This is a genomic window from Sagittula sp. SSi028 (assembly GCF_048553715.1).
Lineage (GTDB): Bacteria > Pseudomonadota > Alphaproteobacteria > Rhodobacterales > Rhodobacteraceae > Sagittula.
Genome location: NZ_JBLZNC010000003.1, coordinates 152,571 through 168,041, shown reverse-complemented (window position 1 = coordinate 168,041; position 15,471 = coordinate 152,571). Strand labels below are relative to the sequence as shown.

At 61.5% G+C, this 15,471-nt stretch carries 12 protein-coding genes; 8 read left to right on the top strand and 4 right to left on the bottom strand.

Going from position 1 to position 15,471, the window contains the following annotated elements:
- Positions 1-49 precede the first annotated feature (49 nt).
- The 8 genes from ACN5AZ_RS06955 (at position 50) to ACN5AZ_RS06920 (ending at position 8,643) form a co-directional block, all read left to right on the top strand.
- Positions 50-829: an ABC transporter ATP-binding protein gene (locus ACN5AZ_RS06955; protein ID WP_419428136.1), complete on the top strand. Its 780-nt coding sequence runs from the start codon at positions 50-52 to the stop codon at positions 827-829.
- The gene (locus tag ACN5AZ_RS06950) at positions 826-1,278 is read left to right on the top strand and encodes an N-acetyltransferase family protein (RefSeq protein ID WP_419428135.1); all 453 of its coding nucleotides are present in this window, start codon (positions 826-828) and stop codon (positions 1,276-1,278) included. Before ACN5AZ_RS06955 ends, ACN5AZ_RS06950 begins: the two co-directional genes overlap by 4 nt.
- An 8-nt stretch (positions 1,279-1,286) precedes the next feature.
- Positions 1,287-2,234: an ABC transporter permease gene (locus tag ACN5AZ_RS06945; RefSeq protein WP_419428459.1), complete on the top strand. Its 948-nt coding sequence runs from the start codon at positions 1,287-1,289 to the stop codon at positions 2,232-2,234.
- A 100-nt stretch (positions 2,235-2,334) separates the two neighbouring features.
- Complete coding sequence (locus ACN5AZ_RS06940; protein WP_419428134.1) at positions 2,335-3,183, top strand: ABC transporter permease; 849 nt, start codon at positions 2,335-2,337, stop codon at positions 3,181-3,183.
- 54 nt (positions 3,184-3,237) lie between these two features.
- Positions 3,238-4,224, top strand: coding sequence for an ABC transporter substrate-binding protein (locus ACN5AZ_RS06935; RefSeq protein ID WP_419428133.1), 987 nt, complete (start codon positions 3,238-3,240; stop codon positions 4,222-4,224).
- Positions 4,225-4,439: 215 nt separating this feature from the next.
- Positions 4,440-5,723: a calcium-binding protein gene (locus ACN5AZ_RS06930; RefSeq protein ID WP_419428132.1), complete on the top strand. Its 1,284-nt coding sequence runs from the start codon at positions 4,440-4,442 to the stop codon at positions 5,721-5,723.
- 147 nt (positions 5,724-5,870) lie between these two features.
- A complete protein-coding gene (locus ACN5AZ_RS06925; RefSeq protein WP_419428131.1) occupies positions 5,871-7,616 on the top strand; it encodes an alpha-amylase family glycosyl hydrolase in 1,746 nt (581 codons plus the stop codon).
- Between the two features lie 106 nt (positions 7,617-7,722).
- Complete coding sequence (locus ACN5AZ_RS06920; RefSeq protein WP_419428130.1) at positions 7,723-8,643, top strand: calcium/sodium antiporter; 921 nt, start codon at positions 7,723-7,725, stop codon at positions 8,641-8,643.
- Between the two features lie 13 nt (positions 8,644-8,656).
- On the opposite strand, the gene ACN5AZ_RS06915 is transcribed toward ACN5AZ_RS06920, so the two are convergent.
- From ACN5AZ_RS06915 to dnaE, 4 genes are all read right to left on the bottom strand, one after another.
- Positions 8,657-9,889, bottom strand: coding sequence for a glycosyl transferase (locus tag ACN5AZ_RS06915; protein ID WP_419428129.1), 1,233 nt, complete (start codon positions 9,887-9,889; stop codon positions 8,657-8,659).
- A complete protein-coding gene (locus ACN5AZ_RS06910; RefSeq protein ID WP_419428128.1) occupies positions 9,882-10,664 on the bottom strand; it encodes an HAD-IIB family hydrolase in 783 nt (260 codons plus the stop codon). Before ACN5AZ_RS06910 ends, ACN5AZ_RS06915 begins: the two co-directional genes overlap by 8 nt.
- A 136-nt stretch (positions 10,665-10,800) precedes the next feature.
- Complete coding sequence (locus tag ACN5AZ_RS06905; RefSeq protein WP_419428127.1) at positions 10,801-11,757, bottom strand: hypothetical protein; 957 nt, start codon at positions 11,755-11,757, stop codon at positions 10,801-10,803.
- 131 nt (positions 11,758-11,888) lie between these two features.
- Positions 11,889-15,389: a DNA polymerase III subunit alpha gene (gene dnaE, locus ACN5AZ_RS06900; RefSeq protein ID WP_419428126.1), complete on the bottom strand. Its 3,501-nt coding sequence runs from the start codon at positions 15,387-15,389 to the stop codon at positions 11,889-11,891.
- Positions 15,390-15,471: the final 82 nt, after the last annotated feature.

Genomic DNA, 15,471 nt, shown 5'->3' with positions numbered 1-15,471 from the left:
CAGGCAGCCCAACGGCCACCGCGGGCCAAAAGAGCCGGAGCACGCGCCGATGACCGCCATTCCCGTAATTCAGGCTAGTAACCTCGACCTGACATTCCAGACCGCCGATGGCCCCGTGCACGCGCTCAAGGACGTCTCCCTCGACATTCCGAAAGGCGCGTTCGTCTCCTTCATCGGGCCCTCCGGCTGCGGCAAGACCACCTTCCTGCGCTGCATGGCTGCGTTGGAAACCCCCACAGGCGGCACGCTGACGGTCAACGGGATGACACCGGATGATGCCCGCCGCGCCCGCGCCTATGGCTATGTGTTTCAGGCCGCAGGCCTGTACCCGTGGCGCACCATAGGACGCAACATCGCCCTGCCGCTGGAAATCATGGGCTACGGCAAAGCAGACCAGCAAAAACGCATTGCCAAGGTCCTCGACCTCGTCGAACTCACCGGCTTTGAAAATAAATTCCCCTGGCAGCTGTCCGGTGGCATGCAACAGCGCGCCTCGATCGCCCGCGCTCTGGCCTTTGACGCAGACATCCTGCTGATGGACGAACCCTTCGGCGCGCTTGACGAAATCGTCCGCGACCGCCTGAACGAGGAGCTGCTGCGCCTCTGGGCCAAGACCAAGAAAACCATCGGCTTCGTCACCCATTCCATACCGGAGGCGGTCTACCTCTCGACCCATATCGTGGTGATGTCGCCCCGTCCGGGCCGCATTACAGATGTGATCGAAAGCCCCCTGCCCGCCGAACGCCCGCTCGATATCCGCGACACGCCGGAATTCATCGACATCGCCCACCGCGTCCGTGACGGGCTGCGCGCGGGGTACGAGGAATGATCGACACCGCCCAAAGACCACGCCCCGCCACGCTGCGCCCCGCCAACCACGACGACATCCCTACCATGGCCCGGATCGTTCATGACTGGGAATGCGCCACCGGCTACATCGCCGACACGCCCGATGTGGAAACGCTCGAAGGTTTCATCGCCGACGCCTTTGAAATGCGCGAGATGACCGTCGTGGGCGACCCCGTCTTCGGATACCTCTCCATCGATCCCGCAGATAACAAACTCGGCGCGCTTTACCTGCGACACACCGGACAGGGTAACGGAAAGCGGTTGATGGATCACGCCAAACAAGGCCGCAACCAACTGTGGCTTACAGTCTATGTCACCAACACCCGCGCGCAAAATTTCTACCGACGCGAGGGGTTTCTGGAAACGCGACACCTCGCAGCCGACCGCCCCGGCGCGCCAGATATGCTGCGGATGGAGTGGCAGGCATGAAACAGACCTTGCGCAACATGACACCCGTGCTCTGCGTCATCGCAGCACTGATCGCACTGTGGTACGCCGCAGCCGTTCCCATGAACATCAAAGAAGTCCTGACCGCTGCCGAACGCGCGGAACAAACGGTCACACCAGCCGGCGCCAACACGCGCCGCGATATGGGCAATCTATCGCTTGCACTGCAAAACCCGCAGCATTGGGACAAAAGCTGGTCCACCACGCGCCCTGTTCTGCCCGCCCCCCACGTGGTCGTGCAGGAACTCTACAAGTCCACCATCGATGAAGAGCTCAACGGGCGTCGTGGGCTCGCCCGATCCGGCAGCCTGTCGAACCGCGGCCTGCTGCATCATGCCTTGGTCACCCTGAACGCAACCTTCCTCGGTTTTGTCATCGGCACGGCGCTCGGGGTCATTCTGGCGGTGGGCATCGTCCACTCCCGAACCATGGATATGAGCGTGATGCCTTGGGCGATCGTCAGCCAGACCATCCCCATCGTCGCGCTGGCCCCGATGATCATCGTGGTGCTCTACTCCATCGGCATCCAAGGCCTTCTGCCCAAAGCCGTAATTTCCGCCTATCTCAGCTTCTTTCCCGTTGTCGTCGGCATGGTCAAAGGCCTGCGCGCCCCCGACCACATGCAAATGGATCTGATGACAACCTACAACGCCTCAACCCGCGACAGGCTTTTGAAACTGCGCCTCCCCGCTTCCATCCCCTACCTCTTTGCCTCTTTGAAAATTGCCATCGCCGCCAGCCTTGTCGGTGCCATTGTCGGCGAACTTCCGGTGCAAAAGGGCGGGCTCGGCGCGCGTATGCTGGCCGGCAGCTACTACGGGCAAACCGCCCAGATCTGGGCCGCCTTGTTTATGGCCGCCGCACTCGCCGCCACACTGGTCTGGGCCATCGGTGCCATTGAGCGACGCACGTTGAAACACATGGGGATGGCGCAATGACCCAAGCAACCCGATCAAAAGCGCGCCCGCCCGCCCGTTTTTCCTTGGTCCAAATACCTATGCACGACCCTGCCCCGCGCATGGCCTTCGGAGGTGCCCCATGACGTTGATCCTATTCGCACTTGTGTTGTGGCTGCTGGGCTGGGCGTTGAACGCGGTGCTGGCAAACGGGCCTTGGCGGGATCTGCGCCTCACACAGATCGCGGTTCCGCTGATCTTTGGTGCCACCGTCCTCGCCATGTGGGAGCTCATCGTGCGCGGGGCCGAGGTGCCACGGGTTATCCTTCCACCCCCTTCGGAAATCGCCGAAACCTTCGGGGCCAACACAGCGCTGCTTTGGGGAGATTTTGTCCAGACCATCCTCAAAGGCGCGCTGTCGGGCTATCTCATGGGCAATATCGCGGCCTTCCTGACAGCTTTGCTGATCGACCGCTGGGACTTTTTGCGCCGGGGCCTGCTGCCGCTGGGCAACTTCATGGCGGCCTTGCCCATCGTCGGCACAGCCCCGATCCTTGTGATGTGGTTCGGCTTTGGCTGGCAATCCAAAGCCGCCGTTGTCGTTTTAATGGTCTATTTCCCGATGCTGGTGAACACAGTGGCCGGCCTGTCCGAGACCACCGCCATGCAGCGCGACCTGATGAAGACCTATGCCGCCTCATGGGGGCAGACATTGATGGCCTTGCGCCTTCCGGCGGCGCTGCCGTTTATCTTCAACGGATTGAAAATCACCACAACCCTGGCGCTGGTCGGGGCCATTGTTGCGGAATTCTTCGGCTCCCCCACGCTCGGCCTCGGGTTCCGGATCTCCACCTCGATTGGTCAGCTCGATCTGGCACTGGTGTGGTCGGCGATCCTGACTGCCGCTTTGGCAGGCACCGCCTTTTACGGGGTCATGGCCTGGCTCGAGAAACGTGCAACTTTCTGGCACGCCAGCCAACGCAAACGATAAGCTTCACCACGACCCCCGGCATAGAATCGGGGCACCAACCAACAGGAGAAGACCATGAAGACCAAACTCGCTGCATCCGCGCTGGCGCTGCTCGCCAGTCAGGCCTTTGCTGCCGACGATGTGACGCTTCAGCTGAAATGGGTCACGCAGGCCCAGTTCGCAGGCTACTACGTCGCATTGGAGAACGGCTATTACGAGGATGCCGACCTGAATGTCACCGTCCTGCCCGGCGGTCCCGACATCGCACCGACCCAAGTCATCGCCGGCGGCGGTGCGGATGTGATCGTGGAATGGATGCCCGCCGCGCTCGCCGCACGGGAAAACGGCTTGCCGCTGGTCAATATCGCCCAGCCGTTCAAATCCTCGGGCATGATGCTGACCTGCTGGAATGATGTGGGCATCGAAGGTCCTGAGACGCTGGCAAACCGCACCTTGGGCGTGTGGTTCTTTGGCAATGAATACCCGTTCCTGTCCTGGATGTCCTCGCTGGGCATTGCCACCGACGGCAAAGCCGAGGGCTCTGTCGAAGTGCTCAAACAGGGCTTTAACGTCGATCCGCTGTTGCAGCGTCAGGCGGACTGTATCTCGACCATGACGTACAACGAATACGGTCAGGTGCTGGACGCAGGTGTTGGCGAAGAAGAGCTGATCACCTTCAAGTATCAGGACCAAGGCGTCGCCACCATGGAAGACGGCCTGTACGTGCTGGAGGAAAACCTGTCGGACGAGGCCTTTGTCGACAAAATGTCCCGCTTTGTCGCGGCCTCCATGCAGGGCTGGAAATGGGCCGAGGAAAACCCCGAAGAGGCGGCGATGATCGTTCTCGACTATGACGAGACCGGTGCACAGACTGAAGCGCACCAGATCCGTATGATGGGCGAGGTCGCCAAGCTGACTGCCGGTTCAAATGGCGCGTTGGATGAAGCGGATTACCAGCGCACCGTGGACACCTTGCTGGCGGGTGGTTCCGATCCGGTGATCACCAAACAGCCCGAGGGTGCCTGGACCTCTGTGATCACGGACAAGGCGCTGACGAACTGATATTGGTTTCACGGCGCTGTTCGCGCCGCGACCGACCGGGGAGGGCGCTGCCCTCCCCGGACCCCTCCCGAGGTATTTACGCCAAGAAAAAGCAAAAGCTGCGGCCCGCCGGGATGGCGCAGTACGTTGATTTCCGGGGCAAATAGATATTTACTTCTCCGCTAAGCGGGTACTATGTTTCGGACTATCTCTTTTTACGTGCTTGGGGGCGCTTGATGTTTTATTTGGCCGTTTTTTTAGGCCTCGCCGGTGTGGGCGGGGCATTTGTTGCGATTACAGACACCCAAGAGCCGGAGGAGGCGGACGTCGATCCCGGTGATGGCAGTGAAGACCCCGTTGAGACGCCAGTGTCCGATGAGCTGCTTACGGGCGGGGACGGTCCGGATCTTTTGCTGGGGGGGCCCGGGCAGGACACGCTGATTGGCGGTGGCGGTGCGGATGAGCTGTTTGGCGAGGCGGGTCAGGATTCTCTGGACGGCGACGCTGGAGATGATTTTCTGGATGGTGGTGCGGGCGATGATTCACTGCAGGGCCATGCCGGATCCGATACGCTGTCAGGAGGAGACGGGGACGACCTGATCGGCGGGGGTGAGGGAGACGATCTTATCCTCGAAGGACGTGACGGGGACGATACCCTGTATGGTGGGTCCGGCAATGACACCATCCAAGCCGGTGCGGGTGATGATTGGGTCTATGCCGCCGAACCTGCTCCGCTGGATGGCGGCGAGCCCAATCGTAATCTGGTTCACGGCGGGTCAGGTGACGATGTCATCTTTGGCGGTGCTCAAGAGGATACGCTGCATGGCGGCGAGGGAGATGATGCCCTGCATGGGGATGGTGGCGATGACCTGCTGCTCGGTGGTCCGGGAGACGACAGCCTCTCCGGTCAAGGAGGCAATGACCTACTGGTTGGTGGCACTGGATCCGATGACATCTGGGGCGGTTTCGGGTCTGACACCCTGCACGGGGGTGCGGGCGATGACAGTCTGTTTGAGCGGCTGAGCGGCGCAGATCACGACCTGCTTTTCGCAGAAGACGGCGATGATACGATCGAGACCTATGGAGATAGCGATCAGGCCACGGCCGACATTTCCGGCGGGGCGGGTGACGATCTGATCATTCATAACGGCGGGGGATGGCTGGATATTCTCGGCGGTGACGGCGCGGATAGCGTTGTTCTGGACGCAGATGGCGGCGCGTGGGTGTCGCTTTATGATTTTGACCGTGACGAGGATACGTTGATGTTGATGCTCCCGCCCGAGGTCGATCCCGCACAGGTTCGCGTGGCCTATCTGGGCAATGATTTCGGTGCTGCGGAATTTGGCGTCTTTGTCGACGGCGACTTTGGCCTGAATATCGAGATCCACAACGTCGCGCCCGAAGATCTAGATGGCATGTCCGTGGCATTGATCAACGCAGGAGATGAGGCAGCCCTGACCGATGGGGAAACTGTGGTTCCGCAAGGGGAGATGGTGCTGACCACGGTCGGGGTCATGTGATCGCGACGGCGCGGGACGTGCAGGGCTCTGACGCTGCCCGGTTTTGAGGCAACACAAAGTGCCAAAGCCGGATTTTGCGGCAGGCCCGGTTCCCCCCCGAGACGCCACGCGATAGCGTCGCAGGAAAGACCCAAGGGGACCCGCGCGATGTCCAAGACACCTTCTGCATTGATAAACCGTCTGAATGCGCTGCTGATGCGGCTTTATCCCGACATGGACACCGACGCGCTGTCGGCGCAGGTGGTCGATGCCTTTTGGCCCGAGGGGGCAAAGCCGCGCGGGCGCGCCCGACAGCCCGGCAATTCCATGTGGACACAAAAGGACGCACTGCTGATCACCTATGGCGACAGCATCATGGACGGATCGCACAAGCCGTTGGATCTGATGCGCGATTTTCTGGCCGAAAACCTGAAAGGCGTGGTGAACGGGGTGCATATCCTGCCGTTCTTTCCCTTTACCTCGGACGACGGGTTTGCGGTGACGGACTATCGCAAGGTGAACCCCAGTCTTGGCGATTGGCCCGACATCCAGCGCATTGGCGGCGAATGGGATCTGATGTCCGATCTGGTGATGAACCACGTGTCGTCGCAGGGCACATGGTTCAACGCCTATCGTCAGCAACAGCCGCCCTATGACACCTTCTTTTTCGAGGCCTCGCCCGAGGATGACCTGTCGATGGTGGTCCGCCCGCGGACCACGCCGCTGCTGCAAGAGGTCGAGACCGCCGCAGGGCGCAAGAACGTCTGGTGCACCTTCAGCCACGATCAGGTCGACCTGAACTTCAAAAACCCCGAGGTGCTGTTGGAGATCATCCGCATCATCCGTTTGCATGTGGATATGGGGGTCAAGATCATCCGGCTGGATGCGGTGGCTTTCATCTGGAAAGAGCCCGGCACCCCGTCGATCCATCTGCCGCAGACCCATGCCATTGTGCAGCTGTTGCGCGTCCTGTCGGATTTCGCGAAAGAGCCGGTGATCCTGCTGACGGAAACCAATGTGCCCAAGGCAGAGAACCTGTCCTATTTCGGCCAGCTCAACGAAGCGCATTGGATTTACAACTTTCCGCTGCCGCCGCTGATCCTGCATGCGATGCTGTCGGGAGATGCGCATTACCTGTCGAACTGGATGCGCGCCATGCCCCCTGCCCCGCAAGGCTGCGCCTATCTGAACTTCACCGCCAGCCACGATGGCATTGGCATGCGCCCTGCCGAAGGTCTGCTGCCTGACGAGGAAATCGCACAGATGATCTCGACCGTGATGGACAGCGGCGGTCGGGCGTCCATGCGTGCGCTGCCGGACGGGGGCACGTCTGTATACGAATTGAATGCCACATTCTTTTCCGCCGTGGCCAAGACCTACCGCGGCGACACCGCCCATCACATCGACCGTTTCATCGCCTCGCAGACCATTGTGATGTCGCTCGAAGGGGTGCCTGCCTTCTACATCCATGCGATGCTGGCCTGTGAGAACGACACCGATGGCGTGGCGCGCCGCAATATGAATCGTGCCATCAACCGCCACCGTTGGGACTACCCCGAACTGCGCGCCCTTCTGGATGACCCCGACAGCGCACAGGCGCAGGTTCTGGGCAGCTTGTCAGAGCGTCTGAAGCTGCGGGCCAAACAACCCGCCTTTCACCCCAATGCCACGAATTTCACACTGAATCTGGAGCCTCGGGTCTTTGCCGTATGGCGGCAGGCCCCTGACAGATCGCAGTCGATCTTTGCCCTGCACAACGTCAGTGCAGAGACCGTTGATCTGGCCCCCAAGGCGATGAACCTGATTGCCGACGAACATTGGGTGGACCTTTTGACCGGCGAGACGCTGCACCCCGAAGAAGACGGTGTCACCCTTGCCCCCTATCAATGCCGCTGGATCACGAACAAGCCCTGACGGGGCCGTAAAATCCCTGCGCCGCCTCTTGACGGCAAGGGGCGGCGCACCGACATCCGCACAGTCAGGCCCGCATGCCGCTGGCCGATTGTGAAAGTCCTCTGACATGTCGATCTGGTTGGCCATTCTGGCCGGTCTTGTGCTGCTGGTTCTGGGCGGCGAAAGCCTTGTGCGTGGGGCGTCGGCGCTGGCACGGCGCTGGGGCGTCTCGCCCTTGATGATCGGTTTGGTGCTCGTGGGCTTCGGCACCTCCCTGCCAGAGCTTGTGACCTCGGTTCGGGCGGCGATGATCGGGGCCTCAGGGATCGCCTATGGCAACATTGTCGGCTCGAACATCGCCAACATCCTGCTGATCGGCGGGTTGGCGGCCATGTTGCAGGCGATCCCCGTGGGGCGCGCTGCCTTGTACCGCGACCTGCCCGTGATGATGGGCGTGACCGCAGGCTTCGCCCTGCTGGCCGCAACCATCGGCATGGGACGCGGGGCTGGCATGGCCGCATTGGCGCTATTGGTGGCCTATGTGGCACTGGTCTGGCGGCAAGAACGCCACCACCCCGACAGTGCAGACGACATCCAGACACAGACCCTGCCAACCGCCGCGCTGATGACAGTGGCAGGGCTTGCCATGATCATCATTGGCGGTCGATGGCTCGTCGATGGGGCCGTGGCATTGGCCGAGCAGCTCGACGTGCCGCAAAGCGTCATCGGGCTGACCATTGTGGCAGTCGGCACCTCCCTGCCCGAGCTTGTGACCTCTGTCATCGCGGCTCTGCGTCGACAGGTCGATCTGGCGTTCGGCAACATTGTCGGCAGCAACATCTACAACATTCTGGCCATCGGCGGGGTGACCGCCATCGCCGCACCGGGTCAGGTGCCAGACCGCATCGTGTGGACCGACAACATGGTGATGCTCGCGGCCTCGGCGCTGTTTGCCTTTGCCGCGATCACCGCCACCCGCGTCAGCCGTGGGGAGGGCGCGGCGCTGCTGACATGTTACGGCGGCTATTTGCTGTGGCAGATCGTCTAGGCAACCGGGGCCGTCAGAACGACTTGGCCCCGAATTCCGCGTTGTCAGCGGCGACGATGGCATGCAGTTCCTGCACCAATCCCGGCTCGGCGGCGTTCACGCGGCTCCAGTTCGGGATGAACGGGGCCTCGTTGGGCTTGGCCAAGAACACATGCCCTGCCGCCATGATGTTTTCGGCAAACAGTTCGATGGTCTTTTCTTCGCGGTGGCGATCGATGCTTAGCCCGTTCATGCGGGCGTCGTTGTCGTAGAATTCCAACAGATCCAGCGCGATCCGGTAGTAGGTCGCCTTGAGTGCACGGAATGTATTCGCTGTGAATACAGTGCCATCCGCCGCGAGTTTGCGAAACACCGCCTTGCAGATGTCCGTGGACATGCGGTTCAGCCCGCCTGCGGCGTCTGCCTCGGACACATCTTGGTGCTTGTGATCGTAGGCATCCGAGATTTCCACCTGACAGACGGAATGGCGGCCAGAGTTGCGCCAGACCTCGGACAGCACCCCGATCTCAAGCCCCCAGTCGGACGGGATGCGCAGATCCGGGACCAGCCCCGTGCGCATGGCAAATTCGCCCGACAGCGGATAGCGAAAGGCCCGCAGGTAGTCGATGTAATCGCGGTCGCCGATGACCTTTTTCAGCGCGATCAGCAAGGGCGACACCAGCAGCCGGGTGACACGTCCGTTGAGCTTTCCGTCGCCAATGCGTGGGTAGTACCCTTTGGACAGCTGGTAGCGAAAGTTCGGATTGACCACGGGATAGACCAGACGCGCCAGCATATCCTTTTGATACGTCACGATATCACAGTCGTGCAGCGCCATGACAGAGGTGTCCGCGCAGCCGATCATATAGCCCATACAGGTCCACATGTTCTTGCCCTTGCCGGGCTCCTTGGGCGCCAGACCCAGCCCGTCAAGCTTGTCCATATAAGCCTTCATGCGGGGGCTGTCGTTCCACAATACTACATGTTCCTGCGGCAGCACGGCAAAGAAATCCTTGGCGCGGCGGTACTGTTCCTCGTCCGCGCGGTCCAAGCCGATGATGATGCGGTGCAGGTAGGAGACCTCGCTCAACTCCTTGAGGATATTGCCAAGCGCGGGCCCTTCGAGCTCCGAGAACAGCGAGGGCAGGACAAGGCTGATCTTGCGGCTTTGGGCAAAGCTTTCGATCTCGTAGACCATTTCGTCCACGGGCCGGTGACGCAGGTTGTGGAATTGCGCGATATTGCCGTTCTGGTGAAAGTCAGCCATGGGACTCGTCCTGTTCAAGTTCATTCAGCAAGGCAAGGATCGCCTCGTTCCACCCCGCAGGGCCAATAGCATCTGTGCGGCGAATGCGGCCTGTGGCCTCTCCGTCCAGTGTGGGCAGACCGACACCGTGATCGTTGCGCACGATCACGCCATGGTCGGCCTCTTGCAGCATTTCCGTATCATTGGGGGCGTCGCCCAGGGCGATGGTGACCGTGCCGCCCAGTTCGCGGCAGACCTCGCGCATGGCGTCGGCCTTGGTCCGGCCAAGCGACAGGGTCAGGAAGCGGCCACCATAGCGGGCAGACACCCCTTGGGCAGCGAGGTTTTGAACAAACGCCAAGCGCTGCGCATCTGTGCCGGACCATTGACCGGGCTCGGAGAACATCCGCTGTTTGGCCATCGCGGCGCTATCCAGTGGCAGCCCCGTCATGGCGGCAACCCCCTCCGCATCCACGTCACCAAAGCCCAAGAAATGTGCACGCAAGTCCTGTGGCGTGCGCGCAAGGGCCGCGCGGATGGTCGCCATGTCACCCTCGGCCTGAAGCGGCTGGCCCGGCCGGTACACACCTGCCCCGTTCTCGACAATGGCTGGCGTGTCGCCCAACGCCAGCGCGCTGTGCAATCGTTCAACTTCGGCTGCGGTTTTTGACGTCGCCAACACCAGAGGAATCTCGCGTTTCGCCAGTTGAGCCAAGGCCGGCTCGGCGGCTTGCCACGAATAACTGGCATGATCCAGAAGGGTTCCGTCCAGATCGGAAAAGACGATGAGACGCAAAAAACAGCTCCGGCGAATCCAACTTGTCTTGGACTATGGCGAAGCAGGCAGCATTCCACCACCCCACCAATGACATGCTCAGGTTTTACGCACGACCGCATTAAGGGAAGCCTAAAAAACGGGCAACGCCTGTGGGTCAGCCTTTGACGTCTGTGGCCACAACTTCGCCGTCGTGGAGCAGGATGTTCTTCCAGCGGGTGTTGTCGCCGAAGCGTTCATAGACGCTGACAAACACTGTGGTCTTGGCCAAAGCATCCATTTTGGACCCACAGGGCGCCCCCCGCCCACTGCGACAAAAGCCGGTTTTCACCTGCTCGTAGGCGGCGTCGGTGGCTGACACCGGCAGAGTGCCACCCGCAGGCCCGTAGTGGATCTGCTCCCACGTCTCGGGCGAGCCAAAGACCACCAGCGCTGCGGTAAACTGACGGGCGCAGTCATCCTGAAATCCCGTCATATAGAACGTGCGCGCGCCCGAACTGCCTGGCGCGCTGTCATACAGATCATAGCCGCCGCGTCCGCTGTCCGGCCAGCTTTGCGTCTTGCGCCCCAAGGCGCTGGTCGGCACGTCGCACACGCGTGCGATTTCGCCATAGGGCAAATCGGTGCCAAGCGGGACGATGGTGTAATCCGGCGCGCCCGGCTTTGGGCCTGCGGATTTGCGGCCACCGCCGCCAAACAGACCGCCCCGGCGGGTCTTGCGCGGTGCCACAGCGGCAACTTCAACGCCTTCGGCAGTGTCAGCACTCGGCGCATCGGCCCCGAGCAAACGACCCAGCACACCTGTTTGACGTTCTGCCGGGGCATCTGTTGGCGTCTCGACAACCACATCCGTGGTCTCCTCGGCATCGGCGGCTGCGGTTTCCTCGGCCACGGCGGGCGTGGACGCTTGGGTCTTGCCCGCGTCGGCGCGCCCCTTGAGGTAGCCCAACAGGCCGCCGCGTGGCGCGGTGCCGGTGGCGCGCGCCGCAGGCAAAGTGTCGGACGCCTCACCGCTGGCCGCGACATCCGCCTGACCCGTTGTTTCCGCCACCTCCACATCCGCAAGGCGCGGCACATCCCGCAATGGATCCTGCGCACAGGCAGTCAATGTCAAAACGGCTCCGAGACCTAGGCAAAGCGTGCGCATGTGTTCTCCTGCGGGGTTTCCCCCTCGTAGCGCGAAGACCACCTGCCCGTCCACAGTGCCTTCACGGCAGCACGGGTCACCGGCGGATTGACGCGGAGTCAGAAATCCTCGACCGCCATGACCCCGTCCAGCGATTTCACAGCGCCTTTGATTTCGGGCGTGACGGGATAATGCTGGTCCAGATCAAGCTCCACCTCGCCGGGCAAACCGGGGTCAGCCAGCCGCAGATGCACGGGGCCACGCGGGGCCTTTTGCATCTTTTCGCGGGCATCTTCCAACACGCCTGCGATCAGCGACATCGCCATGGCATTGTCGACAAAAATGCGCATGCCCGACGGCCCGGCCTGCGCTGCGGCCATATCCACCGGCATCACACCACGGGCCAGCAGTTTGAGCTGGTCGGATTCCATCGTTGCCTCGACCGTGACGACGACCTTGGACCCGGTTTCCAGATGTTCGCGGCATTTCTCCAAAGTGTCCGAGAAAATCGTGACCTCGTAGGCGCCGGTGGGATCGGACAACTGGGCAAAGGCAAACCGGTTGCCGCGCGCGGATTTGCGTTCCTGCCTGCCCGCGACCACACCCGCCAGTTTGGCCACAAGCGGGCCACGCTCGGCCTTGGCGGTGACCTCGTCCAGAGTGACCACGTCCTGACGTTTCAGCGACGCCATGTAATCGTCCATCGGGTGGCCGGACAGGTAAAAACCGACCGCCTTGAATTCCTCGGCCAGCCGTTCGGCGGGCAACCAGTCAGACACCGGCGACAGGCGCGGTTCGGGCAGGTCATCGCCCGCCTCGCCAAACAGCGACACCTGTGCGGATGCCTTTTGTTCGTGGATCGCCGCCGAATAGGCCACCAGCGCATCGAGACTGTCGAAGACACGGCGGCGGTTCGGGTCCAGCACGTCGAAACATCCCGCGCGGGCCATCATCTCCAACGGACGCTTGCCGACCTTTTTCAGCTCAACGCGGCGCGCGAAATCAAAGACCGTGGTAAAGGGTTTATCCCCCCTGCCCTCGACCACCAGTTTCATCGCCTCCAAACCTACGTTCTTAAGCGCGCCCAGCGCGTAGACCAGTTCCTGATTGACCACGTCAAAGGTCGCAAGCGACCGGTTCACGCACGGCGGCACCCAACCCAGCTTCAACCCCTTGCGGACCTCTTCAAAGTAAACGGCCAGCTTTTCGGTCAGGTGGATATCGCAGTTCATGACACCGGCCATGAATTCGACCGCATGGTTCGCCTTGAGCCACGCGGTGTAATAGGACACCACCGCATAGGCCGCCGCGTGGGATTTGTTGAAACCGTAGTTGGCGAATTTTTCCAGCAGGTCAAAGACCTCCATCGCCTTCTTTTCGTCTACCCCGTTTTCCTGCGCGCCTTTGACGAATTTCGGGCGTTCGGCGTCCATCGCCTCCTTGATCTTTTTACCCATCGCGCGGCGCAACAGGTCCGCGCCGCCCAGCGTGTAATTCGCCATGACCTGCGCGATCTGCATCACCTGTTCCTGATAGACGATGATGCCTTGGGTTTCCTCAAGGATATGGTCGATCGACGGGTGCACCGAGGTGATCGGCTTCAGCCCGTTCTTCACCTCGCAGTAAGTCGGGATGTTCTCCATCGGACCGGGACGATAAAGCGCCACAAGCGCCACGATGTCCTCGATACAGGTGGGTTTCATCCGCTTGAGCGCATCCATCATGCCGGTGGATTCCACCTGGAACACGGCGACGGTCTTGGCGCTTGCATACAGCTTGTATGTCCGCTCGTCATCAAGCGGGATAAGGTTGATCTGGTTCTCACCGCCCTCGGCGGGTTCATACAGTTCGGTGCCATCTGCGGCCACATGCAGCGGACGGCCCGATTTGTAGATCAGGTCGCAGGCGTTCTGCACCACGGTCAGCGTCTTCAGGCCAAGAAAGTCGAATTTGACCAGACCCGCCTGTTCGACCCATTTCATGTTGAACTGCGTGGCGGGCATCTCGGATCGCGGATCACGGTAAAGCGGGACCAGCTCGTCCGTGGGGCGGTCCGCGATGACCACACCGGCCGCGTGGGTGCCCGCAGAACGCAACAGCCCCTCGACCTGCATGCCGTATTTCAGCAGTCGGTCGACGACTTCCTCGTTGCGGGCCTCTTCGGCCAGACGGGGCTCGTCCCGCAGGGCCTGTTCGATGCTGACGGGTTTGACCCCTTCAACCGGGATCATCTTGGACAGGCGATCCACCTGCCCGTAGGACATCTGCAGCACCCGCCCCATGTCGCGCACCGCCGCCTTGGACAAAAGCGCGCCAAAGGTGATGATCTGCCCCACACGATCATGGCCGTATTTGTCCTGCACGTAGCGGATCACCTCTTCGCGGCGATCCATGCAAAAGTCGATGTCGAAGTCCGGCATCGACACACGTTCCGGATTCAAAAAGCGTTCGAACAGCAGCGAATAGCGCAGCGGATCAAGGTCGGTGATGGTCAGCGCATAGGCCACAAGCGAGCCCGCGCCGGAGCCCCGCCCCGGACCGACGGGAATGTCGTGGTCCTTGGCCCATTGAATAAAATCCGCAACGATCAGGAAGTAGCCCGGAAAGCCCATGCCCTCGATGATGCCCAGCTCGAAATCCAGCCGTTCCTGATATTCTGCTACCGGCACCGCATGGGGGATCACCGCAAGACGCGCCTGCAGCCCCTCGTTTGCCATACGCCGCAGTTCCGCGACTTCGTCATCGGCGAATTTCGGCAGGATCGGATCGCGGCGATAAGCCATAAAGGCACAGCGCTGCGCGATCTCGACTGTGTTTTCCAGCGCCTCGGGAAGATCGGCAAACAGCACCGCCATCTCCTGTGGCGTCTTGAGGTAATGCTGCGCGGTCAGACGGCGGCGTGGTTCGATCTGGTCGACATAGGCACCCTCGGCGATACAGATCATCGCGTCATGGGCCTCGTACATCTCGGTCTTGGGGAAATACACGTCGTTGGTGGCCACCAGCGGGATCGACAGGTCATAGGCCATCTCGACCAGACCGCGCTCGGACAGCTGTTCCGCCTCGGGCAGTTGCCCGTCCTCGCCGGGGTGGCGCTGCAATTCGACATAGAGACGATCGGCAAAAATGTCGGCAAAGCGGCGCATCAACATGTCTGCCGCCGCCCGCGACCCTTGTTGCAGCAAGCGCCCCACCGGTCCGTCCGGCCCGCCCGTCAGGCAAATCAGATCCTCGGAATGCGCCTCCAGCTCGGCCAGCGTGATATGCGCCAGCTCGTTGTCGCGCCGCATATAAAGGCACGAATTGAGCTTCATCAGATGTTCGTAGCCACGCTCTGTCTGCGCCAACAAGACGATGGGCGCGGGGTCTTTGACCCGCTCGCCCGGCTGCGGATCGACATAGCGCAAATCGATCTGGCAGCCGATGATGGGCTGCACCCCCGCCCCTGCCGCACCAACGGAAAATTCCAGCGCCGCAAACAGGTTGTTCGTGTCGGTGACGGCGATTGCCGGCATTCCCATATCCGCCACGATGCCCGGCAGTTTCTTGAGACGCAACGCGCCTTCGAGCAGGGAATATTCGGTATGGGTGCGGAGGTGGATGAATCGGGGATTTGCCATGGCGCGACAGTAGTCTGCCCTGCCCCGCTCTGGAACCCCGTTCGTGACGGCAGCCGCCCGAACGTCGCGCATAAAAAAGCCG

What these genes read in the sequence shown, in the direction of transcription:
- ACN5AZ_RS06955 (WP_419428136.1), top strand. Translation starts at nt 50, where the DNA reads ATGACCGCCATTCCCGTAATTCAGGCTAGTAACCTCGACCTGACATTC.
- ACN5AZ_RS06950 (WP_419428135.1), top strand. Translation starts at nt 826, where the DNA reads ATGATCGACACCGCCCAAAGACCACGCCCCGCCACGCTGCGCCCCGCC.
- ACN5AZ_RS06940 (WP_419428134.1), top strand. Translation starts at nt 2,335, where the DNA reads ATGACGTTGATCCTATTCGCACTTGTGTTGTGGCTGCTGGGCTGGGCG.
- ACN5AZ_RS06935 (WP_419428133.1), top strand. Translation starts at nt 3,238, where the DNA reads ATGAAGACCAAACTCGCTGCATCCGCGCTGGCGCTGCTCGCCAGTCAG.
- ACN5AZ_RS06930 (WP_419428132.1), top strand. Translation starts at nt 4,440, where the DNA reads ATGTTTTATTTGGCCGTTTTTTTAGGCCTCGCCGGTGTGGGCGGGGCA.
- ACN5AZ_RS06925 (WP_419428131.1), top strand. Translation starts at nt 5,871, where the DNA reads ATGTCCAAGACACCTTCTGCATTGATAAACCGTCTGAATGCGCTGCTG.
- ACN5AZ_RS06920 (WP_419428130.1), top strand. Translation starts at nt 7,723, where the DNA reads ATGTCGATCTGGTTGGCCATTCTGGCCGGTCTTGTGCTGCTGGTTCTG.
- ACN5AZ_RS06915 (WP_419428129.1), bottom strand. Translation starts at nt 9,889, where the DNA reads ATGGCTGACTTTCACCAGAACGGCAATATCGCGCAATTCCACAACCTG.
- dnaE (WP_419428126.1), bottom strand. Translation starts at nt 15,389, where the DNA reads ATGGCAAATCCCCGATTCATCCACCTCCGCACCCATACCGAATATTCC.